This window comes from Bradyrhizobium sp. BWA-3-5, assembly GCF_032917985.1.
GTDB lineage: Bacteria > Pseudomonadota > Alphaproteobacteria > Rhizobiales > Xanthobacteraceae > Bradyrhizobium.
The window spans coordinates 2613055-2637397 of the sequence record NZ_CP136626.1 but is presented as its reverse complement, the minus strand read 5'-3'; the positions used below and the strand labels follow the sequence as shown (position 1 = coordinate 2637397).

20 protein-coding genes are annotated in these 24343 nt (G+C 61.5%); 13 read left to right on the top strand and 7 right to left on the bottom strand.

Translation table 11 applies throughout. From position 1 onward, the window contains the following. Window positions 1-13 precede the first annotated feature (13 nt). The gene (gene gcl / locus RX331_RS12440; RefSeq protein WP_317256846.1) at window positions 14-1813 is read right to left on the bottom strand and encodes a glyoxylate carboligase; all 1800 of its coding nucleotides are present in this window, start codon (window positions 1811-1813) and stop codon (window positions 14-16) included. A gap of 420 nt (window positions 1814-2233) precedes the next feature. Here gcl and RX331_RS12435 point away from each other — a divergent pair, with 420 nt between their 5' ends. Continuing rightward, a complete protein-coding gene (locus RX331_RS12435) occupies window positions 2234-3163 on the top strand; it encodes an N-acetylmuramoyl-L-alanine amidase (protein WP_317256845.1) in 930 nt (309 codons plus the stop codon). A gap of 7 nt (window positions 3164-3170) precedes the next feature. Here RX331_RS12435 and RX331_RS12430 read toward each other — a convergent pair whose 3' ends face one another. The 5 genes from RX331_RS12430 to RX331_RS12410 form a co-directional block, all read right to left on the bottom strand. Continuing rightward, entirely contained in the window at window positions 3171-4256 is a 1086-nt protein-coding gene (locus RX331_RS12430; protein ID WP_317256844.1) for a hypothetical protein, read from the bottom strand. A gap of 33 nt (window positions 4257-4289) precedes the next feature. Then, window positions 4290-5351, bottom strand: a complete 1062-nt coding sequence (locus RX331_RS12425; protein ID WP_317256843.1) for a 2-dehydropantoate 2-reductase — start codon at window positions 5349-5351, stop codon at window positions 4290-4292. Window positions 5352-5484: 133 nt separating this feature from the next. Continuing rightward, complete coding sequence (locus tag RX331_RS12420; RefSeq protein WP_317256842.1) at window positions 5485-5844, bottom strand: hypothetical protein; 360 nt, start codon at window positions 5842-5844, stop codon at window positions 5485-5487. Between the two features lie 100 nt (window positions 5845-5944). Then, window positions 5945-6790, bottom strand: coding sequence for an IclR family transcriptional regulator (locus RX331_RS12415; RefSeq protein WP_317256841.1), 846 nt, complete (start codon window positions 6788-6790; stop codon window positions 5945-5947). Window positions 6791-6989: 199 nt separating this feature from the next. Beyond that, entirely contained in the window at window positions 6990-9155 is a 2166-nt protein-coding gene (locus tag RX331_RS12410; protein WP_317256840.1) for an acetate--CoA ligase family protein, read from the bottom strand. Window positions 9156-9374: 219 nt separating this feature from the next. On the opposite strand from RX331_RS12410, the gene RX331_RS12405 reads away from it, so the two are divergent. The 10 genes from RX331_RS12405 to RX331_RS12360 all read left to right on the top strand — a co-directional run bounded on the left by RX331_RS12405 (window position 9375) and on the right by RX331_RS12360 (window position 20674). After that, window positions 9375-10070 (top strand): GntR family transcriptional regulator, encoded by a 696-nt coding sequence (locus tag RX331_RS12405; protein ID WP_410708273.1) that lies wholly within the window; start codon window positions 9375-9377, stop codon window positions 10068-10070. Between the two features lie 66 nt (window positions 10071-10136). Continuing rightward, entirely contained in the window at window positions 10137-11867 is a 1731-nt protein-coding gene (gene oxc / locus RX331_RS12400) for an oxalyl-CoA decarboxylase (protein WP_317256838.1), read from the top strand. A 158-nt stretch (window positions 11868-12025) separates the two neighbouring features. Then, on the top strand, window positions 12026-13303 hold the full coding sequence (gene frc / locus RX331_RS12395) for a formyl-CoA transferase (protein ID WP_317256837.1): 1278 nt from the start codon (window positions 12026-12028) through the stop codon (window positions 13301-13303). A gap of 204 nt (window positions 13304-13507) precedes the next feature. Further along, window positions 13508-13645: a hypothetical protein gene (locus RX331_RS12390; RefSeq protein WP_317256836.1), complete on the top strand. Its 138-nt coding sequence runs from the start codon at window positions 13508-13510 to the stop codon at window positions 13643-13645. A gap of 490 nt (window positions 13646-14135) precedes the next feature. Continuing rightward, window positions 14136-15149 carry a Bug family tripartite tricarboxylate transporter substrate binding protein gene (locus tag RX331_RS12385; RefSeq protein WP_317256835.1) on the top strand — a complete coding sequence of 338 codons (1014 nt, stop codon included), beginning with the start codon at window positions 14136-14138 and terminating at the stop codon, window positions 15147-15149. An 83-nt stretch (window positions 15150-15232) separates the two neighbouring features. Continuing rightward, window positions 15233-15730, top strand: coding sequence for a tripartite tricarboxylate transporter TctB family protein (locus tag RX331_RS12380; protein WP_317256834.1), 498 nt, complete (start codon window positions 15233-15235; stop codon window positions 15728-15730). A gap of 26 nt (window positions 15731-15756) precedes the next feature. After that, window positions 15757-17256: a tripartite tricarboxylate transporter permease gene (locus RX331_RS12375; protein ID WP_317256833.1), complete on the top strand. Its 1500-nt coding sequence runs from the start codon at window positions 15757-15759 to the stop codon at window positions 17254-17256. Between the two features lie 215 nt (window positions 17257-17471). Next, the gene (oxlT, locus tag RX331_RS12370) at window positions 17472-18767 is read left to right on the top strand and encodes an oxalate/formate MFS antiporter (protein WP_317256832.1); all 1296 of its coding nucleotides are present in this window, start codon (window positions 17472-17474) and stop codon (window positions 18765-18767) included. Between the two features lie 266 nt (window positions 18768-19033). Continuing rightward, window positions 19034-19465: a CBS domain-containing protein gene (locus RX331_RS12365; protein ID WP_317256831.1), complete on the top strand. Its 432-nt coding sequence runs from the start codon at window positions 19034-19036 to the stop codon at window positions 19463-19465. Window positions 19466-19618: 153 nt separating this feature from the next. Next, window positions 19619-20674: a ketopantoate reductase family protein gene (locus RX331_RS12360; protein WP_317256830.1), complete on the top strand. Its 1056-nt coding sequence runs from the start codon at window positions 19619-19621 to the stop codon at window positions 20672-20674. A 39-nt stretch (window positions 20675-20713) separates the two neighbouring features. On the opposite strand, the gene RX331_RS12355 is transcribed toward RX331_RS12360, so the two are convergent. Continuing rightward, window positions 20714-22285, bottom strand: coding sequence for a winged helix-turn-helix domain-containing tetratricopeptide repeat protein (locus RX331_RS12355; RefSeq protein ID WP_317256829.1), 1572 nt, complete (start codon window positions 22283-22285; stop codon window positions 20714-20716). Between the two features lie 120 nt (window positions 22286-22405). On the opposite strand from RX331_RS12355, the gene RX331_RS12350 reads away from it, so the two are divergent. Beyond that, window positions 22406-22675 (top strand): DUF1127 domain-containing protein, encoded by a 270-nt coding sequence (locus tag RX331_RS12350; RefSeq protein ID WP_317256828.1) that lies wholly within the window; start codon window positions 22406-22408, stop codon window positions 22673-22675. A gap of 533 nt (window positions 22676-23208) precedes the next feature. Next, window positions 23209-24336, top strand: a complete 1128-nt coding sequence (locus RX331_RS12345; protein WP_317256827.1) for an OpgC domain-containing protein — start codon at window positions 23209-23211, stop codon at window positions 24334-24336. The last annotated feature ends 7 nt before the right edge of the window (window positions 24337-24343 follow it).

The window sequence follows — 24343 nt, the reverse complement described above, 5'->3', positions numbered from 1 at the left end:
TTCTCCTCAGGCTTCAGGCCGGCAGCAGCGTGCCGGGTTTCGGCGCGTTCGATTTTGCCGGCGTATCGTCCAGCGGCAGATCGAGCACCTCCTCGAATTCGATGACGTTGTCGATCTCGGTGCCCATCGAGATGTTGGTGACCCGCTCCAGGATGAACTCGACGACGACAGGCACCTTGAATTCTTCCATCCATTCGCGCGCGGTCGCGAACGCCGCCTGTGCATGGTTCGGATCGGTGACGCGGATCGCCTTGCAGCCGAGCCCCTTGGCCACCGCGACGTGGTCGACGCCGTAGACCCCGATCTCGGGTGCGTTGATGTTCTCGAACGAAAGCTGGACGTGGTAATCCATGTCGAAGCCGCGCTGCGCCTGGCGGATCAACCCGAGATAGGAATTGTTCACGACGACGTGGATGTAGGGCAGCTTGAACTGCGCGCCGACCGCGAGCTCCTCGATCAGGAACTGGAAATCATAGTCGCCCGAGAGCGCGACGATCTCGCGGCTGGGATCGGCCGCGCGCACCCCGAGCGCCGCCGGCAAGGTCCAGCCGAGCGGACCCGCCTGCCCCGCATTGATCCAGTTGCGCGGGCCGTAGACGCCCAAAAACTGCGCGCCGGCAATCTGCGACAGGCCGATCACGCTGACATAGCAGGTGTCGCGGCCGAACGCCTTGGTCATCTCCTCATAGACGCGCTGCGGCTTGATCGGCATGTCGTCGAAATGACTCTTGCGCAGCATCGTGCGCTTGCGGTCCTGGCACGCCCCTGGCCATGCCTGCCGCTCCCTGAGCTTGCCGGCCGTGCGCCATTCCTTCGCAACGGCGACGAAGAGTTCGAGCGCCGCCTTGGCATCCGACACGATGCCGAGATCCGGATTGAAGACACGCCCGATCTGCGTCGGCTCGATATCGACATGCACGAAAGTGCGGCCCTTGGTGTAGGTCTCGATCGAACCGGTGTGCCGGTTGGCCCAGCGGTTGCCGATCCCGAGCACGAAGTCGGATTGCAGCATGGTCGCGTTGCCATAGCGGTGGCTGGTCTGCAGACCCACCATGCCGGCCATCAGCACGTGATCATCGGGAATGGCGCCCCATCCCATCAGCGTCGGCACCACGGGAACATTGATGGTCTCGGCGAACTGCACCAGCAGATCGGACGCATCGGCATTGATGACGCCGCCGCCCGCCACGATCAGCGGCCGCTCCGCCGCGTTGAGCATCTGAAGCGCCTTCTCGATCTGCTTGCGGGTCGCCGCGGGCTTGTAGACCGGTAGCGGCTCGTAGGTCTCGTCGTCGAACTCGATTTCCGCAAGCTGCACGTCGAGCGGTAGGTCGATCAGGACGGGCCCGGGGCGGCCCGAGCGCATGATGTGGAACGCCTGGCTGAACACGCGCGGCACCAGCGCCGGCTCGCGCACGGTGACCGCCCATTTCGTCACGGGCTTGGCGATCGATTCGATATCGATGGCCTGAAAGTCTTCCTTGTAGAGCCGTGCGCGCGGCGCCTGCCCGGTGATGCAGAGGATCGGAATCGAATCCGCGATCGCCGAATAGAGCCCGGTGATCATATCGGTACCCGCCGGCCCCGACGTGCCGATGCAGACGCCGATATTGCCGGCTTTGGCCCGGGTATAACCCTCGGCCATGTGGGAAGCGCCCTCGACATGGCGCGCCAGGATGTGGCCGATCGAGCCGCGCTTCTTCAGTGCGGAGTAGAGCGGGTTGATCGCGGCGCCGGGAACGCCGAAGGCGATGCTGACCCCCTCCTTTTCCAGGATCCGCACGGCTGCATCGATCGCTCGCATCTTCGCCATTTCGCACCTCGCTTCGAACAGGGTTGGCTCTGAATGCGATCTTCGGGGCGGCGACAGGCGATCTCAATGCGGGCGATTTTATTTCCCGCGGAGTGGGAGGGGCTCAAAAAAAACGCGGATAATCAGACGCTTGAGTACATTGCACGATGGAAATCCAGGGCAGCATTCATTGATGATACAAATGCGGCCGAGCGGTGCCTCATTGTTCGACGAAGGAACCGAAGCCGTCGGGAAAACCGAGTGTCCGAAAGTACCCTGCAGCGCCTGCTGTCGACCTCTTCGATATCGCGATCCAAGCTGCTACAATGGCCTCCGGGACGGGGGGCCAGCATGAGGCGGGGCGGGTTCATTGGTATTCTCGGTGGCATTGCTCGGGGATTTTGGCCACGCCGCCACGCCCTCGTCGCCGCGATGACTGCAATGGTGCTTCTACCGGTCGAGGCCAGCGAGGCCGGCTGGCTGTCGGACGTCTTCAAAGGCACATCAAAGCAAGCCAAACCGTCAAAACAAACGAAATCGCCGAAGCGAGTCACTTCGCGCAAGCCGGCCGCTTTGCCGAAGCCGGCCGCCTCGCCGAAGGCCCCTGGCGTAAAGCTCGCCGCCCTGGGCCCGTTCGGCCTCAACCCTGCCGCTTTCAAACCAGCCGCCAACCGGTGCGAGCCTGCCAAACTCCGGATCGTTCTGGATGTCGGGCATACCGCTGAGTCGGAAGGCGCGATTAGCGCCCGCAACGTTTCCGAGTTTGTCTTCAACCTCCGCCTAGCCAAGCGGATCGAGGAGAGACTGAAGGCAGAGGGCTTTAAGGAAACCAAATTGCTGCTGACTGAGGGCAAGGCCCGGCGCAGCCTCTTCAAACGCGTCGACGCTGCCAACGATCTGCCCGCGGATCTGCTGCTGTCGATCCACCACGACTCCGTGCCCAACAAGCTCCTCGAGGACTGGGAATTCGAGGGCAAGAAAAGCCGTTTCAGCGACCGCTTCAGCGGCTATTCCGTCTTCGTCTCCCGCGACAATCCGGACTTCAAGACGAGCCTCTCGTTCGCCGAACTGATCGGCAAGGAAATGAAAGCCCAGGGCCTCGAATATGCCAAGCAATATACCCTGCCAATCATGGGCCGGTATCAACACCCGCTGCTGAACAAGGAAACCGGCGTCTACAGCTACGATGAGCTGATCGTGCTGCGAAAGACCCGGATGGCCGCCGCGCTACTCGAGGCGGGCTCGATCATCAACCGGGATGAAGAGCTCAAGATGAGCTCGCGTGAGCACCAGGACATCATCAGCAGCGGCGTTGCGTCGGCAGTGAAGGAATTCTGTGAGCCCCGATGGGGCATGCTGGGTCCGCTCTGACGGCACCTCAACTCTTTGATCCCGCCTTGATCTCCTCGAACTTGGCCAGCGCGCGTTCAAACTTCTCGTTGAAGAGCCACATCGCATCGAGAATTTCGCGGAAGGTTGCTGAAGTCCTGGCCCTATCAGCTTGTCCAAAAGTGAACATGCTGTTGTTTCGCAGGTAAGCCATGATCTTCGGATCGGATATTCTGTAACCGGCCAGGTCGCGGGAGGCGAGCGCGGACTTCGTCGGGCTCGGAATGATCTGGATCAGTTCGAAGAGCTTCATCTGGTCGATCGCATCAGGCAATGTTTTCACGATCGACGGCACCTGCGGAAAGATATCCGCGTGCGCGTTCATCAGGCCATCGCGCACGGCGGTCCAGTGATTGAACCGGTGATCCTGATTGCCGGCCCGCGCCTCTTCCCTGTCGTCCCGATCACTCAGTGCAGGATCAAGGGCCGCGATCTTGTTTTTTATCGCCGACCATTTCCTCCGGCCACTTTGATCTTCGGGTACGCCGGTCTGCAAACTGCCCTTGTATTTGTTCGAGCGCGCATTGCCAATGTTCTGATTGCCATTGGTCTCGGCGAAGAACAGCCCGAGGCTGATACGGCCGGCCGCTTCGGCATTGGCCGCATCAAGCCCCCTGGCCCGCGCAATGGCCGTGCCGAGATCGACGACATCCTTGAACGGCGTATCCGATTTTTGCGCATTGGCCGGCGGCGCCTGCATGAGGTCGAAGAGTTTTTTGTACTCATCGAGCAGTGGCTCGTTGCCGGCATCGAAATACGCCGGCGGGATTCCGTATTTATTCGGCCCGCCAATCCTGGACGGAAGCGCGTCGGTAAGATCCTTGTAGGCGCTGATCATGTCGTTGCGCGCAAGGTAGAGCGCCTGTCCCGGCAGGTTCGGCAATGCGTTCGAATGGATCTGCGCGCGCCGCTGTTTCAGGACCTGCTCAAAATGGGAGCGCGAAGCGTTGTAAGCGCTGAGCGCATCCGATTGCTTTTTCGTGAGCGCCGCCGGCTCGCCCATGGCGGGCGCGATGAAAAAGAGCCCGAGGGCAAGTGCTGCAAGGGGCCCGGCAATATGGCTTCTTACGCCCATGGCGATTTCCCCACCCCGCACACGCAAACCGGCTTAGTTCAGCCGCAGCTCCGTGATGTGCCGCGGATCGGGGCTCAGCTCGCCGCGCTCCACGCGCTTGACGATGTCGGTCAGCGCAGCATTTGCGCTGCAGGTATGGCCGATCTTCTCGCCCTCCCGCACGACGAAGCCGTTGAGGAACTCGATCTCGGTGCGGCGCCCCTTCTGCATGTCCTGCCCCATCGAGGGTCGCTGCGCCGAGGAAGTGCGCTTACTGTCCTTGAAGCGCTGCTCGTCGCAGGCGCGCTTTGCCGCCTCGTCGCCCTCGCCGGCGCGCGCAATCGTCTCCGGCGGCAGGTGCAATATCTCCTCAAGCTGATAGCCGAGCGCTTGTCCGACGCGGATCGCCTCGCTGCCGAGCCGGGTGGAGAACCGGCGCAGCGGCTCGCTCTGCAAGACCTCGCCGCCCGGCAGCCCGGTGCAGGCGGAAAGTCCGTTGCCCATGACGTTGGCCACCAGCTTGGACCAGCGTTCGCCCCACAAATTGTCAGTGACCTTGGCGCTGTCGGAATAACCGACCAGGCGACAGACCTCCTCCACCCGCGGCGTGATCCGGCCATGCACCTCGCCGGCACGAAATACCGTATGCGCCGCCCCGCCCTTGCCGGCGCCGCGGTGGACATGGCCGGGTTCCGGCAGGTTCACCGTGATGCTGCTGGCAATGCAGCCCAGTGTCTTGCCCCAGCCGACGACGCCAGCAATCGTCTCCTCGTTCATGCAGTTCTGCAGTGATACGACAAAGCCGTCCGGCGCCAGGTATTGCCTGATCAGCATGGTGGCCCAGGCGGTGTCGTAGGATTTCATGCAGACAAAGGCGATGTCGACCGGCTTCTCCTTAGCTAACTGCTGCGCATCCGTGACATGGATCGCGCGCACCGGAACCGAGAACTCCGCAACGTCCATCGCATGGGTCACGCGCAGACCATGTTTCCGCATATGGTCGACATGCTCGGGCCAGGGATCGATGAAGGTGACGTCCTCCCCCGCCTGCGCCATATGGACGCCGGCATAGCCGCCGACGGCGCCGGCTCCGACGATTGCGATCTTGCGGCCCATGCTTCTCTCCCCGTTTCTCGGCAGGACGCAAACGGCCCTACCTCTTCGTTGGCAAACACCCTAGCGCATCGGCATCGCGCTATGAACTGCCGTTGGGAGAAAGCGCATCCGCGCCCTGGTACCGCGACAGCGATCAGCCGCAATTCCAGATCGGGCCGATCGGCGTACGGGTCCAGCATGGGCCGAAGCTGCCGCCATTATAGCGACCGCCGTAAAAGCCGGGCCGGCCGAAATAGTGCCAGTCGCCATCGTAGCCGTAATAACTCGGCACCGGATCGATATACCAGGGACGCCGGTTGTTTCGCGCCATGCGCGAAACGGCTGCTTTCTGCTTGTAGGCTGGCAGGCTGTTATTCGGCGGCTGCTGATAGCCCGGCAGGAAGCCGTAGCCGTGCCAGCGCGGCGCCGGCCGTTTGTTCGCCGGGGCGGCCGGGGCGACGGCCGGCAGCAGCGACAGGATGATAGCGATCGATAGCAATACAAGGCGCGACATGAACGCACCGTAGACGGCCCGCCGTCGGAAGACGATTCAAATCTGAGTGCGTTCTGCAGCCGTCATGGATTGCTTGTGGGATTCTTGTCGGTGAAGAGGGTCAGCCAGCCTTGACGGCCGGCATCACGCCGCCGAGCGCCGCCGTCAGCTCGGCCGCCACTTCTCGCACGGTCTGGCCGAGCTGCGGCAGCCGCTCGTCCGTCAGGCGGCCTGTCATGCCGGAGACGGAGATCGCCGCGAGCGGCTCGGCGCAGTCGTTGTAGACGACGGCGGCGACGCAGCGCAGGCCCATGCAGGCCTCCTCGTCGTCGACCGCATAGCCCTGGCGGCGGATTTTCTCGAGCTCCTTGAACAACTCACCGGGTCGTACGATCGACTTCTCCGTCAGCCGCGGCATACCGTGGTGATGGATGATGGCCCTGACATCCTCATTGGAATAGGTCGCCAGCACCGCCTTGCCGACGCCGGAGGCGACCATGGCGACGCGGCCGCCGAGCTTGGTCAGCGAGCGCATGATCTCGCGGCTTTCCATCCGCGTCAGCACGACGATGAATTCGTCGTCGACCACGGCGAGATTGGCCGTCTCCCGCGTCAGGTCGCGCAGCTTGCGCAGATAAGGGATCGCCTGCGCTGCGAAATTGCGGCGGCGGGCAAAGGTCGCTCCCACCGTGAAGCAGCGCGCGCCGACATGCCATTTCGATTGGCTGCGGTCGAATTGCACGAAGCGGCGGTTTTCCAGGGTCGCCAGCAGGCGGTGGACGGTGGAGGTCGATAGCCCGGTGCGGATCGCGAGGTCGCTGAGGCGATAGCCCTCATCGTCTTCGGCCAGCGTTTCGATAATCGACAGCGCGCGGTCGACCGACTGGACGCCGCTGTCGCGAACGTCGGCCTCCTCCGCATTGGATCTTGGCTCGATGGCCTTGCGCCGGATCACGTCTTTTCTCATCGCGACCTGCATGCGTCAGTCAAGCAAAAGCGCTAGTCGACTCCCTCTCCCCGTCCTTCACGGGGAGAGGGTTGGGGTGAGGGGCTGCCTCGGCAAATTGGAAAGACGTGAGTACGCGGAGACTCCCCCTCACCCGGAATTCAAGCTGCGCTTGAATTCCGACCTCTCTCCGCACGCGGGGAGAGGTCGGCTCAGGTTTTCAGAGCAGGCCCGCGCCACGCGCCCACTTGTACTTGGCGCCGAGCACCTCGACCGGCAGTTCGGTCGAATAGGCATAGGCCGGGATGCCGTTCTGGTAGAGATATTCGGCGGCTTCCTCGACCTCGACGTCGCCGGCGAGCGAGGCGACGATCGGCTTCACGAAGCCTTTCGCCTCCATCTCCTTCTTCACCTCGACCATGTTGCGGGCGAACACCATCGGCGGGGTGACGATCGTGTGCCAGTAGCCGAGGATCAGCGAGTGGATGCGCTCATCCGACAGGCCGAGCTTCACCGTGTTGATGTAGGTGATCGGCGGCTCGCCACCGGTGATATCCACAGGATTTCCGGCCGCGCCGAACGGCGGGATGAATTTTCTGAACGCGGCATCGAGATCCGGCGGCATCGACATCAGCGACAGGCCGTTGTCGACGCAGGAGTCCGACAGCAGCACGCCCGAACCGCCGGCGCCGGTGATGATCAGCACGTTCTCGCCCTTCGGCGTCGGCAGCACCGGCACGCCGCGCGCGAATTCGAGCAATTGCCGCAAGGACCGGGCACGAATCACGCCCGACTGCTTGAACACGTCCTCATATATCTTGTCATTGCCGGCGAGCGCGCCGGTGTGCGACGAGGCCGCCTTCGCGCCGGCCGAGGTACGGCCCGCCTTCAGCACGATCACCGGCTTCTTCTTGGCGACGCGCTTGGCGGCTTCCGCGAAGGCACGGCCGTCCTTGAGGTCCTCGCAGTGCTGCGCGATCAGGTTGGTGTTGGGATCCTGCTCGAAGAAGGCGAGCAGATCGTCCTCGTCGATATCGGACTTGTTGCCGAGGCCGACGATCGCCGAAACACCCATTTTCGCCGAGCGCGAGAAGCCGATGATCGCCATGCCGATGCCGCCGGACTGCGACGACAGCGCCGCATGGCCCTTGACGTCGTAGGCGGTGCAGAACGTGGCGCAGAGGTTCGACCACGTATAATAAAAGCCGTAGATGTTCGGCCCCATCAGGCGCACGTTGTACTTCTTGCCGACCTCGACGATCTCGGCCTGCAGCTCAGGCGCGCCCGCTTCGGCAAAGCCCGACGGAATCAGCACGGCACCGGGAATCTTCTTCTCGCCGCATTCGGCGAGTGCGCCCGCGACGAACTTGGCAGGGATCGCAAACACCGCGGTGTCGATCACACCGGGCACGTCCTTGACGCTCTTGTAGGCCTTGTAGCCCAGGATATCGGCGGCCTTCGGATGGATCGGATAGATCTCGCCCTTGTAGCCGCCGTTGATCAGGTTCTTCATCACGGAGTTGCCGATCTTGCCGTCCTCGGCAGAGGCGCCGATCACGGCGACGGCCTTGGGCTGCATGATGCGGTTCATGGCCGACACGATTTCTTCGGTCGGGCGCGGCGCCGGCCGCGGCTTGTAGTCGAAATCGACGACGATGCGCACGTCGGCGGCAATCGCGTCCTTCTTGGTAGCGAACACGGGGTTGAGGTCGAGCTCGACGATCTCGGGGAAATCGCTGACGAGCCGCGAGACCTTGACGATGACATCCGCCAACGCGTCGCGATTGACCGGGTCACCGCCGCGCACGCCCTTCAGCATGTCGTGGGCCTGGATGCCGTCGAGCATTGACAGCGCATCTTCCTTGGTGGCGGGCGCGAGACGGAAGGTGATGTCCTTGAGCACCTCGACCAGCACGCCGCCGAGGCCGAACGCCACCAGCTTGCCGAACGAGCCGTCGGTGATCGAGCCGACGATGACTTCGGTGCCGCCGGCCAGCATCTGCTGCACCTGGACGCCTTCGATCTTGGCGTCGGCCTTGTATTTCTTGGCATTGGCGAGAATGGTCTCGTAAGCCTTTTCGGCATCAGCCGCGGTCTTGAGGCCGACCACGACGCCGCCCGCCTCGGTCTTGTGGAGGATGTCCGGCGAGACGATCTTCATCACGACCGGGAAGCCCATGCCCGTGGCGAGCTTGGCTGCATCGGCGGCGGACTTGGCCACGCCTTCCTTCGGAACCGGGATGCCATAGGCATCGCAAACGAGCTTGCCTTCCGGCGCGGTCAGGCTGGTGCGCTTCTCGGCCTTCACCGTATCGAGCACCCGGCGGACAGCCTCGTGGGCGCTGGGCTCGGCGATCTTGCGGGCCGCATCTGCAGAATTTGACATTGGCTTCCTCCTGGGGCTAATTTTATGGCATTTGGTATGCCAGAGATTGGATTGTCAAGACAAACTATCGCGCAGAAATCGCGAAAAATCGGGCATCTTGACATCCTGGTATTTGGTATGCCAAAAATATTGGACTGTTTCTTCTGCTAAGAAGACGTCTCCAAAACAGGGAGGAGACGAGTCGTGCCCGCACGTAAACAAACCAAGGCGCCGCCTGTCATGGCTGATGCAGATATCGCAATCGTCCGGATTGCGCCTGAGACGAGCTTCAAGAACAAGGCCTATGAGGCCTTGAAGGAAGCCATCCTCAAGATGGACATCTATGCGACGCCCGAGCCAGTCATGCTCGACGAGCGCGCGCTGTCCGAACGGCTCGGCGTCAGCCGCACCCCTATTCGCGAAGCCATCGCGATGCTGGAACAGGATGGCTTCGTCAAGACCGTGCCGCGCCGCGGCATCGTCGTAGTCCGCCGCACCAAGACTGAGATCGTCGACATGATCCGTGCCTGGGCCGCGCTCGAGAGCATGGCCGCGCGCCTGATCACGACCACCGCGCGCAAGAAAGACATCACGGCGCTGCGCGATTTCTTCAAGGACTTTGGCAAGGATCGCCTGCCGCAGGATCATATCGAGGAATACTCCAAGGCCAATATCGCCTTCCATCAGGCGCTGATTTCGCTGTCGGAGTCGCAGGTGCTGGTCGATATGACCAACGATATCCTTCTGCACGTGCGAGGCTACCGCCAATTGACCATCGGGCGAAAGGATCGCACCGCGACCTCACTGCCCGAGCATCTCGGCATCATTGAAGCGCTTGAAGCGCGCGACACGGAACTCGCCGAAAAGCTCGCGCGCGATCACACGCTCGGTCTTGCCACCTATGTCGAGACCCACGGGCAGGAACTTTTTAACTAGACGCAACTTCGCACCAGAAGACGACCAAAAATCGTCCAACACCGCACGATCAGGGAGATGAAGCCCATGCTGAATACCGCGATTAAGTCCGAAGCACCGGGCTCCGAGCAAGAGCTGACCGATGGCTTTCATCTTGTCATCGATGCGCTCAAGCTCAACGGCATCAACACCATCTATAACGTGCCGGGCATCCCGATCACGGATCTGGGCCGCATGGCCCAGGCGGCGGGTATTCGCGTCATCTCCTTCCGTCACGAGCAGAATGCCGGCTATGCCGCGGGCATCGCGGGCTTTCTGACCAAGAAGCCGGGCGTCTGTCTCACCGTCTCGGCGCCCGGTTTTCTCAACGGCCTCACCGCCCTCGCTCATGCCACGACCAACTGCTACCCGATGATCCTGATCTCGGGTTCCTCCGAGCGCGAGATCGTCGACCTGCAGCAGGGCGACTATGAAGAGATGGACCAGCTCGCGATCGCCAAGCCGCTGTGCAAGGCGGCCTATCGCGTGCTGCACGCCCAGGACATCGGCATCGGCCTTGCGCGTGCGATCCGCGCCGCCGTCTCGGGACGTCCCGGCGGCGTCTATCTAGACCTGCCCGCCAAACTGTTCGGCCAGGTGATGAATGCCGATGCCGGCCAGAAGTCGCTCGTGAAAGTGATCGATGCGGCGCCCGCGCAGATCCCGGCCCCGGCCGCCGTCAAGCGCGCGCTCGATGTGCTCAAGAGCGCGAAGAAGCCGCTGATCATTCTCGGCAAGGGCGCGGCCTACGCGCAGGCCGACGAGGAGATCAAGAACTTCGTCGAGAAGAGCGGCGTGCCCTTCCTGCCGATGAGTATGGCCAAGGGCCTGTTGCCCGACACCCATCCGCAATGCGCCGGCGCGGCCCGCTCCACGGTGCTGAAGGAATCCGATGTCGTGATGCTGATCGGCGCGCGGCTCAACTGGCTGCTGTCGCATGGCAAGGGCAAGACCTGGGGCGAAGCGCCGAAGAAGTTCATCCAGGTCGACATCGAGCCGAAGGAAATGGATTCCAACGTGGAGATCGTCGCGCCCGTGGTCGGCGATATCGGCTCCTGCGTCTCCGCTTTCACTCAGGCGATGGGTTCGGGCTGGAGCGCGCCATCTGCCGACTGGACCAAGGCAGTGCAGACCAAGCGCGAAGAGAACGTCGCCAAGATGGCGCCGAAGCTGATGAACAACAAATCGCCGATGGACTATCACGGCGCGCTCGGCGTGTTGAAGAATGTCATCAAGGAGCGTCCCGACGCCATCCTGGTCAACGAAGGCGCCAACACGCTCGACCTCGCCCGCGGCGTGATCGACATGTACAAGCCGCGCAAGCGCCTCGACGTCGGCACCTGGGGCGTGATGGGCATCGGCATGGGCCAGGCGATCGCCGCTGCGCTCGAGACCGGCAATCCCGTGCTCGCGGTGGAAGGCGACTCAGCGTTCGGCTTCTCCGGCATGGAGGTCGAGACCATCTGCCGCTACAACCTGCCGATTTGCGTCGTCATCTTCAACAATGACGGCATCTATCGCGGCACAGACGTCAACAACGCCAACGCCGATCCCGCGACGACGGTGTTCGTCAAGGGCGCGCGCTACGACAAGATGATGGAAGCCTTCGGTGGCGTCGGCGTCAACGCCACCTCGCCGGACGAACTAAAGCGCGCCGTGAACGAGGCGATGGATTCCGGCAAGCCGACGCTGATCAATGCCGTGATCGACCCGGCCGCCGGCTCGGAGAGCGGCCGTATCGGCAACCTCAACCCGCAAAGCGTTCTGAAAAAGAAGTGAATTGAGCAACCCATCGGCGTCATTCCCCGCGCAGGCGGGGAATCCAGTAACCGCCGAACTATCGTGTGACGAAGGCTGTGCCCGACTGAACCGACGGTGATTAGTGGATGCCCGCCTTCGCGGGCATGACGGCAACAGATAGTAACAGGAGAGAACAAATGTCTAAGGCGCTTACGGGCGTTCGTATTCTCGATTTCACCCACGTCCAGTCGGGCCCGACCTGCACGCAATTGCTGGCGTGGTTCGGCGCCGACGTGATCAAGGTCGAGCGCCCCGGCGTCGGCGACATCACCCGCGGCCAGTTGCAGGACATCCCCAATGTGGACAGCCTGTATTTCACCATGCTGAACCACAACAAGCGCTCGATCACGCTCGACACCAAGAACCCGAAGGGCAAGGAAGTCCTGACGGCGCTGATCAAACAGTGCGACGTGCTGGTGGAAAATTTCGGTCCCGGCGTGCTCGACCGCATGGGCTTCCCCTGGGAGAAGATCCACGCCATCAACCCGAAGATGATCGTCGCCTCGATCAAGGGCTTTGGCCCCGGACCGTATGAAGACTGCAAGGTCTATGAGAACGTCGCGCAGTGCACCGGCGGCGCGGCCTCGACCACCGGCTTCCGTGACGGCCTGCCGCTCGTTACCGGCGCGCAGATCGGCGACAGCGGCACTGGGTTGCATCTCGCGCTCGGCATCGTCACCGCGCTCTATCAGCGCACCCACTCGGGCAAGGGCCAGCGCGTCACCGCGGCGATGCAGGACGGCGTGCTCAACCTCGCGCGCGTCAAGCTGCGCGACCAGCAGCGCCTCGCCCACGGTCCGCTGAAGGAATACAGCCAGTTCGGCGAAGGCATTCCGTTCGGCGATGCCGTGCCGCGCGCCGGCAACGATTCCGGCGGCGGTCAGCCCGGCCGCATCCTCAAGTGCAAGGGCTGGGAGACCGACCCGAACGCCTATATCTATTTCATCACCCAGGCCCCGGTCTGGGAGAAGATCTGCGACGTCATCGGCGAGCCCTCGTGGAAGACCGATCCGAACTACGCCAAGCCGCCGGCCCGCCTGCCGCGGCTGAACGAGATCTTCGCCCGCATCGAGCAGTGGACAATGACCAAGACCAAGTTCGAGGCGATGGAAATCCTCAACAAGGACGACATTCCCTGCGGCCCGATTCTGTCGATGAAGGAGATCGCCGAAGACCAGTCGCTGCGCGCCACCGGCACTGTGGTTGAAGTCGATCACCCGACCCGCGGCAAATACATCTCGGTCGGCAACCCGATCAAGCTGTCGGACTCCCCGAGCGAGGTGACCCGCTCGCCCCTGCTCGGCGAGCATACCGACGAGATCCTGCGCCAGGTCCTCGGCTTCTCCGATCACCAGGTCGCCGAAATCCACGATTCCGGCGCCCTCGACCCGCCGCGCAAGCAGGCGGCCGAGTAGGCCCACCTTGTCCTCAAAAATGCCAGGGCCGCCGGTTTTCGGCGGCCTTTTTCGTCTTGGAATGCCAAATCGGTTAATTTTGCTGCAATGCAGCGGGCCAATTGCTGCTATGCAAACAAGCCTGTTGTAGGTGGCATCTGGTATACATACTCTGTTCCCTGACACGACGCGGAGCTGCTCCGCTGCTTTAGAAAGGGGACATACATGTCCAAGACTGCTTCCATCGGCCTCCTGCCCTCGAGCACCCTGTTCGGCCGCCTGATGGCTTCCATCGACCGCCTGCTGACCCAGAGCAGCCGCATTGCCGTCCGCAACGGCGACCTGCCCTATTTCGGTCTCTGAGCCTTAAAACATAGCGTTTGCGCGCATAAGCGCGCTTCCAGCGAGCGCCGCCCTCGACGCTCGAACAAATGGCCCCGGTTTCCGGGGCCATTTTTCGTTTGTACGAGGCAAGCCGTCTTCGCCAATATCTGCGACAAATCAGCCCGAACGGCAATCTGGAGTAATATTGGGTTTGCCTCCTGGCATATCGCATACAAAAATGTCCCCGGCGCCAAACCAAAGAACTAAGGGCGCATTTGGGGGACGGCCTTGCGACACGGGGACAGGCAGCCCGATCGATTTGGGAACATGGGCGCGTCCCGTGACTTCCCTTTGCTGCATATCGCAAATTCACAATTGGCCGAAAGAAGCGGGTGCCGCATCGGCGGAGCCCCCTTACAATTCAATCGGATGAGCGTTCGGAGAAGAAGACGCCGCTGCGGCATTAAATATACAACAAAGGGAAGCCGGCGAAGACTGGCGCAACCATAAATCGATGGGAGTGAAACACATGAAGCACACTGCACAAACGGCATTGGGCGCAATTGCTGCCTTGTGCGCGGCCGGGATCAGCATTCCCGCCAGCGCAGCATGGGAGCCGGTGCGACCCGTCGAGTTCATCGTGCCTGCCGGGACCGGCGGCGGCGCCGACCAGATGGCGCGGACGATCCAGGGCATCGTCACCAAGCACAATCTGATGAAACAGCCTCTGGTTGTCATCAACAAGTCAGGCGGTGCCGGCGGCGAAGGCTTCCTTGACGTCAAAGCCTCGGCCGGCAATCCGCACAAGATCATCATTACCCTCTCCAACCTCTTCACCACCCCGCTTGCCACCGGCATCCCGTTCAACTGGAAGGATCTCACGCCGGTCGCCATGCTGGCGCTCGACGAGTTCGTCCTCTGGGTGAACGCGGAGAAGCCGTACAAGACGGCGAAAGAGTATGTCGACGCCGTGAAGGCCGCGCCCCCGGGCTCGATGAAGATGGGCGGCACCGGCTCCAAGCAGGAAGACCAGATCATCACCGTTGGGGTCGAAAAGGCCACCGGCAGCAAGTTCACCTACATCCCCTACAAGGGCGGCGGCGAGGTTGCCGTTCAGTTGGTCGGCAATCATCTCGATTCCACCGTCAACAACCCGATCGAGGCCGTAGCGCAATGGCGCGGCGGCAAGCTGCGTCCGCTCTGCGTGTTCGACAACCATCCGATGGCCTATGACGAGCAGATCTCGGATGGCAAGAGCTGGAAGGACATTCCGACCTGCAAGTCTCAGGGACTCGACATGGAATATCTGATGCTGCGCGGCATCTTCATGTCGCCGCGGGCGACCAAGGATCAGGTCGAATATTACGTCGAGCTGTTCAAGAAGGTTCGCGCGACGCCGGAATGGCAAGATTTCATGAAGACTGGCGCCTTCAACACGACCTTCCTCACCGGGGCCGACTACGCCAAATGGGTCGAGACGGAGGAAAAGCGCCACGAGACGCTGATGAAGGACGCGGGCTTCCTCGCCTCCGCCGGCAACTGATCGAAATGCCGGCCGTAGCCGGCCATCGCAACGCAGACGCCGGACCTTGAGCGACCTCAGGCCCGGCAGCGGATGGAGTTTTGATGACGACAGGTAGCTCGAGCAAGCCCGGCCCTGCCCACAGGCTGGTGGAGGCAGGCGTCACGTTGCTGATCACCCTTTTCGGCGTGATCGTGATCATCGGTAGCGTGAAGGCCGGGATCAATTGGGGCGCGGAAGGCCCGCGCGCCGGCTTCTTTCCATTCTACATCGGCATCTTCATCGTCGCCTCGAGTGCGATCAACTTATGGAACGGGCTGCGCGAGGACAATGACGAGGTATTCGCCGAATGGGGACAGCTTCGCCAGGTCATGAGCGTCGTCATTCCGACCGCCATCTACGTCGGCGCCATGCCGTTCACGGGACTGTACCTCGCCTCGATCATCTTCATCGGATGGTTCATGCGCTGGCTCGGCAAGTACCCGTGGCTGACCGTCGTGGCGGTTGCGATTGGCATGCCTGTTGTCACCTATCTGATTTTCGAGCGCTGGTTCCTGGTCCCGCTTCCGAAGGGGCCGGTCGAAGAGTGGCTCGGTCTTTGATTTAATCGCAAGGTTGGGACCCAGGGATGGAAGAACTCGTCAATCTGTTTCACGGCTTTGCGGTCGCGCTGCAGCCCTTCAACATCATGGTGATGCTCGTCGGCATCGTGCTCGGCGTCATCATTGGTGTGCTGCCGGGACTGGGCGGCGCCAACGGCGTGGCGATCCTGTTGCCACTGACCTTCAGCATGCCGCCTACATCGGCCATCATCATGCTGTCCTGCATCTACTGGGGCGCGCTGTTCGGCGGCGCCATCACCTCGATCCTGTTCAACATACCCGGCGAGCCATGGTCGGTCGCGACGACGTTCGACGGCTACCCGATGGCGCAGAAGGGCAAGGCCGGCGAAGCATTGACCGCGGCATTCACCTCGTCGTTCGTCGGCGCACTGTTTGCAGTGGCCATGATCACGCTGGTGGCACCGCTGGTCGCAAGCTTCGCGCTGCAATTCGGACCGGCGGAAAAGTTCGCGGTCTATTTCCTGGCGTTCTGCAGTTTCGTCGGATTGAGCAAGGAGCCGCCGTTCAAGACCATTGCGGCAATGATGATCGGCTTTGCGCTCGCCGCCGTCGGCCTCGATTCCATCACCGGACAGTTGCGGCTGACATTCGGCTTTACTGAATTGCTCAACGGCTTCGACTTCCTGATCGCCGTGATCGGCCTGTTCGGCATCGGCGAGATTCTGTTGACGATGGAGGAAGGGCTCGCCTTCCGCGGCGGCAGCGCCAAAATCAACCTGCGCGTGGTGCTGCAGACCTGGAAGGAATTGCCGGCCTACTGGATCACCTCGCTGCGCTCCTGCGTAATCGGCTGCTGGATGGGCATCACGCCGGCCGGCGCTACGCCGGCGTCCTTCATGAGCTACGGCATTGCCAAGCGCGTCGCCAAGAACGGCGGCAATTTCGGCAAGGGAGAGATCGAAGGCGTGGTCGCGCCGGAGACCGCGGCGCACGCCGCCGGCACCGCGGCGCTGCTGCCGATGCTTTCGCTCGGCGTGCCGGGCTCGCCGACCGCAGCCGTGTTGCTCGGCGGCCTTCTGATCTGGGGCCTGCAGCCGGGACCGATGCTGTTCGTCGAGCAGAAAGAGTTCGTCTGGGGCCTGATCGCCTCGATGTATCTCGGCAATATCGTCGGCCTGCTGGTCGTGTTGACCTGCGTGCCGATCTTCGCCGCGATCCTGCGCGTGCCGTTCTCGATCATTGCGCCGCTGATTCTCGTGCTGTGCGCGATCGGCGCCTATTCGGTTCACAGCTCCACGTTCGACGTGATGCTGATGCTGGTGTTCGGCGTGATCGGGTATCTGCTCAAAAAGTGCAATTATCCGCTCGCGCCGCTGGTGCTGGCGATCGTGCTCGGCGACAAGGCGGAAGAGGCCTTCCGACAATCATTGCTGGGATCCCAGGGATCGCTCGGCATCTTCTTCTCCAACGTCTTGGTTAGTTCGATCATGGTGTTGGGATTGATCGCGCTGTTCTGGTCGGTGATCCAGCAGGGCTACACCCGCCTGCGCGGGATGGCGGCCTGAGACGTCAGCAATAATCGACTGTAAAATCAGCGACATTCTTGTTTTGACGATGGGCTGCAGGGTGCGCGGCCCATTTTCTTTCGCGCCTGCAGCATGGCTCGCACGCAAACGAATTGTGATAACTCGATAAGATTCTGCTTGTATACTGGCATAACATATACCAAACTTCGCCCTTGAGCTGTCGGCTAACAGATAGAACAGCCTTTGGAGGGAAGATGACGGACACAGTGCACGGAGCGGCAGCCCCAGTGGCAGCCCGCGTCAGCGACGCCTACCGCTGGACGCAACTAGCCATCGGCGTCCTCGCGATGGTGATGATCGCCAACTACCAATATGGTTGGACTTTCTTCGTCCCCGACATCCAGAAGAAGTTCGGATGGGATCGCGCCTCGATCCAGTGGGCATTCACGCTGTTCGTTCTGTTCGAGACTTGGCTGGTGCCGGTCGAAGGATGGTTCGTCGATAAATACGGCCCGCGCATCGTTGTCCTCGTCGGCGGCGTGCTTTGCGCCCTCGGATGGGCCATCAATGCCCAGGCGACCTCGCTCAACGGCTACTATCTCGGCATGATCATCGCAGGCATCGGCGCCGGTGGCGTCTACGGCACCTGCGTCGGCAATGCGCTGAAATGGTTCCCTGATAAGCGTGGCCTCGCCGCCGGCATCACTGCCGCCGGCTTCGGCGCCGGCTCGGCGCTCACGGTCGCGCCGATCCAGGCGATGATCAAGGATTCCGGCTTCCAGACCACCTTCCTCTATTTCGGTCTCGGACAGGGCATCATCATCGTGCTGCTCGCCTTCTTCCTGTTCGCGCCGAAGTCGGGACAAGTCCCCGCGGTCGTCCAGAACGCCAACATCATCCAGAGCCGGCGCAACTATCAGCCGACCGAAGTGATCCGTCAGCCGATCTTCTGGCTGATGTATTTCATGTTCGTGATCGTCGGCGCCGGCGGATTGATGGTCACCGCCAACCTCAAGCCGATCGCCGTCGACTGGAAGGTCGACAGCGTGCCGGTGACGCTGATGGCGGTGACGATGACGGCGGTGACATTCGCTGCCACCATCGATCGCGTGCTCAACGGCCTCACCCGTCCCTTCTTCGGTTGGATCTCCGACATGATCGGCCGCGAGAACACCATGTTCATCGCGTTCGGCATGGAAGGCATCGGCATCTGGGGCCTCTATATGCTCGGTCACGATCCCGTGTGGTTCGTTCTCTTGTCCGGCTTCGTGTTCTTCGCCTGGGGTGAGATCTACTCCCTATTTCCCTCGACCTGCACCGACACGTTCGGCGCCAAGTTCGCGACCACCAATGCCGGCCTGCTCTATACGGCAAAGGGCACCGCGGCGCTGCTTGTGCCGGTTGCGAACTACATGCAGCAGTCGTCGGGCACCTGGGACAGCGTGTTCATCGTCGCAGCCGGCGCGAATATCCTGGCCTCGCTGCTGGCGATCGCGGTGCTCAAGCCCTGGCGCAAGGTCGTGGTCGAGAAGTCGCAATTGCCGGCCTGATCTCGCCACCCGCTAATCAGCAAGACGCGCTCATCCTTCGGGGTGGGCGCGTTTTCTTTTGGCCTGCCAAATCTGGCATACCTGAATGGATTTATGAACTCGCCTGCCATCCGGCATCGCCGGCCCTACCCGCATCCCTTTCAAAAAACGTCAGCAATACTGCCTATTTATCTTGTATCCCGCGCATGATTTCTACCACGAAGCGTGTTGACAATTGGCATTATGTATACCAGACTTTCAGTATAATCCACCCCAAGGAGGTTGCCATGCAAGTCGGAGATATCCTGCGCAAGAAAGCCGCCCGTGTCGCAACGGTCCGCATGAACGAGACCGTCGCCATTGCCGCGCAACTGATGCGCTCCGGCAATATCAGCGCGCTGGTCGTCAAGGACGTCGTCCGCACCGAAGGCAACACTCCAGTCGGCATGTTCACCGAGCGCGACGTGGTGCGCGCAATCGCCCAGTATGGCGCGGCCGGCGCCAACATGAAGGTCTCGCAATTCGTCTCCGTGCAGCAGCTGATCTCCTGCACGCCGTCAGATACGCTCGAGCACGTTCGTCGCGTGATGAACTGCGAGCATATCCGCCACCTCCCCGTCATCGACAATTACAGCCTGATCGGCGTCATCAGCATGCGCGACATCCTGGCCGCATTCGATGAAGAGGCCACCGCGAAAGAGACGGTCTACGCCGCCTGACCTCGCGCTCCGCATGCCGGTATTCTTGTGGCCACACGGCACAGGGAGAACCGGCATCGCACCGCAAGCTTCCGCTTAACTCCTGTCGCAAACCGGGCGCTGGCAAAGCGCCGGATTCGTGGTGCGCCAGAAAACATCATCGATGGAGGGCGCATGGCGCGCAACGTTCTGATCCTCGGAGCCTCGTATGGCTCATTGTTAGCGACGAAGCTCTTGATGGCGGGTCACAACGTGACCCTGGTTTGCCGCAGGCAGACCGCAGAGCTCATCAATCGCGACGGCACCGAAGTTCGCATCAAACTGCGCGACGAGGCGACCCATCGGCCGATCTTCTCGCGCAATCTGCCCGGGATCCTGGACGCGGTCGAGCCCGCCAACGTCGATCCTCGCCGCTACGATCTGGTCGGTCTTGCGATGCAAGAGCCGCAATACGCAGCTCCTACGATGCGGCTGATGCTGATCAAGATCGCCGAGGCGAAGCTGCCCTGCCTTTCGATCATGAACATGCCGCCCCTGCCTTACCTCAAGCGCATCCCGGCGCTGGCGGAAATGGACCTTGAGAAAGCCTATACCAATGCCGCGGTGTGGGATCGGTTCGAGCCGGGCCTGGTCTCGCTCTGCTCTCCGGATCCGCAGGCCTTCCGTCCGCCGGAGGAAGCGGCGAATGTTCTTCACGTCGGCCTGCCGACAAATTTCAAGGCCGCGTCATTTGCCGATGAGAAGCACAATTTGCTGCTTCGGGAGCTGGAAGCCGACATCGACGCCGTGAGGCTCGACGGACAGGACGTTCCGGTGAAGCTCAAGGTGTTCGATTCGATGTTCGTCCCTCTGGCCAAATGGTCGATGCTGCTCACGGGCAACTACCGCTGCATCACGCCCCACGAGCCGCGATCGATCCGCGACGCGGTGCTTGGCGACATCAACCTCTCGCAGTCGATCTATGAGCATGTCGATGCTGTCGCCCAGCGACTCGGCGCCGATCCCAGCGATCAGGTACCTTTCCAGAAATATGCCAAGGCGGCGGAAAGTCTTCTAAGACCCTCCTCGGCGGCGCGCGCAGTCGCTGGCGGCGCGCCGTTCATCGAGCGCGTAGACCTCCTCGTGAAGCTGATCTCGCACCAGCTTGGCATGCCCAATGCCGAAATCGACCGCACGGTCCGGATCGTCAATCAGAAACTGGGCGAGAGCGCCGAGGCCATATCAGCTTAATGGCCACCGGCGTCGCCACGTCCGAGATGGGGCTTGCAATCATTCCGGGAGGCCTGCTTCGCGAAGCCCGTTGGCAAAATGGGCTGCGTCCTCCGGTCGACGAAATGGCGCAAGATCTCCCAGGTTGGAGAGGCGTAGATCCGGATTGCATTCGCGTGCACGTGCGATCCCTTTCCGAGCTACCGCAAGTCGTCCGGCGAGCGCGTTGCTGGCTGCGAACATGACGATCGCCAGCAGGAACTCGGAATTGTCGCGCAGTGATTTTTCGGCGGACGACGACGCCGAGTCATAGTGGCCCATAAGAAAATGAGCATACGCCACGGCTCCATTCATGGCGTACATGGATGGGTCAAGCGGGCTCAGACGCATGGCACGCGCAGCGTAATCAACTACAAGGTCGGGCTCACCTCGGAAAACTCTCACCCAGGCAGCAAGATTCCAGGCCAGCGTCGAGTTTGGATTGATTGCCAGTCCACGATCCACGAATGCAATGGCGTCGTCGAATTCATGGGCAATGAAGGTGAGTACATATGCCCCCAAGGATAGCGCGGCCTCGTCATCGGCACCCAGATGCACTGCCCTCCGGGCAAGCCGCGTCGCTTCGGAGCTCTCTTTCTCACTATCGATCATCCAGCGGCGCGCCTTGCGCTGGATGTAGCACCATCCGGCCATGCCATAGGCGCACGCCAGGCCGGGATCGAGCTCAATCGCCTTGCTGAAGAGCTGGAGTGCCTGGCTGTTCGCATCCTGCGTCCAGCGGCGGATGCTCGCCAGGCCACGCAGGTAATAGTCGTATGCATCCAGATTCTCGGTCGGCTTGCGCCTAGCCCGCCTGACTTCCTCACGCAGCAGCATGGGCGCGATCGCGCCCACGACGCTGGACGTCATTTGATCCTGTAGTTCGAAGATATCTTCAAGCGCACCGTCAAAACGGTCCGCCCAGAGATGTGCTCCCGTTTCAGCATCAATAAGCTGACCAGCGATGCGAAGGCGCCTTCCGGCCTTGCGTACGCTACCCTCGAGCACGTAGCGCACCCCGAGCTCCCGGCCAACCTGCTTGACGTCCACGGACCGACCTTTGTAGGCAAAACTCGAATTGCGCGCGATCACAAACAGCCAGCGGAAGTGAGACAGCGCAATCGTGACATCTTCAACGACGCCATCGGCGAAATACTCTTGCTCCGGATCGTTACTGAGGTTCTGGAACGGTAGCACCGCAATCGACGGCTTATCGGGTAGCGAGATGGGCGGCTTCTGCGCTCCTTTAGGAGCGTCCGCCATTGCACTCTTTTTCGACGCCCATTCTTCCCGGACAGCGCCCACGAAGCGGAAACCCTTCCGTGGCAAAGTCCTGATGAGGCGCTGTTCCTCGCCAGAGTCGCCGAGCACGCTACGGGCAACGTTGAGGCGGGTCGTCAGCGCAGCATCCGAGACGGAACGCCCATTCCAGATGGCGCCGATGAGATTATCTTTGCTGACGACACGCTCCCGATTGCTGATCAGGTAGTCCAATAAGTCAAAAACCTGCGGGGCGACGGGGACGATCTCCGCCCCGCGATGCAGTTCACGCCTTTCGGTATCAAGCGCGAAGTCCTCGAAGAGATAGCGCAAGTTGCCATTCCTTCTCAGGGTTACTGCTCAAACCCAACCGAAAGCCGAAGAATAAGCCGCCGGTGAGGGAAATGTAAGGCTTCAGTTAAGCGTGGCGACGAATCTTGCGGCAACCTTTGCATGGTGAAACGGTTCAGACAGGACACCGCCATGAGCACGATATGCGGGACCACCGAGCTCCGACCGGCAACGGCAAATCGTCAGGTCTACAGTCCCTTTGAAAAATATTGGTATGCATTTTTAGAGTGGCGCAAGCGTGATAGGCTGCGTGCAGAATTATGCCATCTGACGGACAGCGAGCTCGCGGACATCGGTATCTCGCGCGGTGAAATCGACTACGTTGCATCGCACCGGGACACAGACCCGCGAAGCATCCTATCCGCTGGCTAAAGACGCCGACATCCACCACCGCTTTCGATACTCGTGAACAGCATTCCCCGGTAACGCCGCCGTACTGCCGAGACTGACGCATTGCTGGCCCTCCGTGAGCGGGCAGCAACAACCGTCACAGAAGCAGATCTGCGTGCTGCAATATTAAGTGGCCGTTCGCTGCTCGCGCGGTTACCGCTGCGCTCGCACCGGACGTTTGCGCAGCAAGAGGGCTGGCGAGATACCCGTTCATCGATGAGGCGTGGCAATTTTCCGCTGTCATGCCATATCGATGTGTCGCGAACGCACGAGGAACGCGCGGCAACGAAAGCTGTGAGTTTCGTGCCTGACAACGCGGGTTGAAGGCGTCAATAGAGTCTGATTGCAGGACAGCGAGATCGCACCGATCGCGTGTCGCAAATGATCGCGTGCATGGCCATCAGCACTCAACGTTCGCGCGCAGATTCACCTGAAAAAATAAGTACTTAAAGGTGAACGAGCTCACACCAAAAGCTCGGGCGGCAGGTCCATCTTGCTGGCTTGGGGTGAACCAGATGCACGACCGAATTACCATCCCCCAGTCAGCGGTCGGCGAGTTGCCGGAGCTCAAAGGCCAAGGACGCGACCTGCGTATCGATGCCTGTCGAGGCATCGCGCTCTGGTTCATCTTTCTCGACCATATCCCCAACAACATCGGAAGTTGGCTGACGCTGCGGAACTATGGCTTCAGCGATGCCGCCGAAGTATTCATGTTCGTCTCAGGCGTAACCTGCGCGCTGGCTTACGGTGCGGCGTGGCGCCGCGAGGGCTGGAACGGAGTGATCAGCCGAACACTGCGGCGAAGCTGGGACATCTATGTCGCATTTCTGCTGGTTACCCTCGCCTGCGTCATCCTGGTTCATCTCACAGGTCGTCTTGCTGACGAGAGCAACACGCGTATCCTGTTGGACCATCCCGGCACGACGCTCGCGCGCGCGGCGATACTGCAATACCGTCCAGTTAATACCGACGTATTGCCGGCCTTTGTGCTCCTTCACCTCTTGTTCGCGCCGCTGCTGTGGCTGCTGCTGCGAGCGCCGAACGTGACGCTTGGCGCCTCGCTGGCGCTTTATGTATCGGTGCATGTTTTTGGCTGGGCCGTCCCGGCATGGCCGGACGGACACTGGGCTTTCAATCCACTGGCTTGGCAGTTGCTTGTCGTGCTCGGAGCTTTATGGATGATCGAGGGCAAGAGAGTCCAGCCGTGGGTGATGTCACGCACGACGCTCATGCTCGCCATACTGTATCTGCTCTTCAGCCTTGTCATCGCATTGAGCTGGCGCATCGGACCGTTGGAAGCATTGATTCCGCCGGCGCTGGCCCAACAGCCAGTGGACAAATCGAATCTCCCTCCATTGCGACTACTGCATTTTTTGGCCCTAGCGGTTGTGGCGGCATGGTTCGTGCCCCGCAATTGGCGAGGACTGGCAACGCCGGTAATGCGCGGTGCGATCCGCTGTGGCCAGCACTCGCTGCCAATCTATTGTCTCGGTGTTCTCTTGACCTTTGCCAGCCATCTGGCGCTGCTCGAAATTTCAGCCGGACTAGCGATGCAGATAGCGTTGAGTCTCGCCGGTATCGCAGCGATGATCGCGATCGCGACACTGCTGAACTCGATCAGCACCAAACCCAGGCGATCATGACGTCAAG